1 protein-coding gene is annotated in these 380 nt (G+C 37.4%); it reads right to left on the reverse strand.

Translation table 11 applies throughout. The annotated features are described in order from the left end of the window. The coding region (locus tag AC1DIT_RS28600) for a helix-turn-helix domain-containing protein (protein WP_476998639.1) at window positions 1-239 on the reverse strand (239 nt) is incomplete at its 3' end. Window positions 240-380 lie beyond the last annotated feature (141 nt).

Genomic DNA, 380 nt, shown 5'->3' on the forward strand with positions numbered 1-380 from the left:
ATCCATCTATTACCGATTTTCTTCGCTTTAACCTCACCAGAAGCACATAAGTTTTTTAATGTTCCAGGTGACATGTTCCACTGTTCAGCCGCTTCTTCTACACCCATAACCTCATCTAGCGGGTTTCTATCCTCATCAATATAATTAATCACCAATTGACGTAATGTTTCAGCTGGTGCACTTGTTTTTTCAGTGAATTGCTCCCAGACATCGTCTGGAAGCCTAAATTTTCGCTGCATTAAAAACCTCTCCTTTCAATTTCACAATGATATTGCAACGCTAGACTATCGGCATATTTTAAAGCCTGGTGGCGTTCTTTTCCTACAAACATTTTGTAATGTTCATAAAATCCATTCACCTTTTCATCTTCTATATAATTT

The sequence above is a fragment of the Bacillus sp. 05T22 genome (assembly GCF_056396765.1).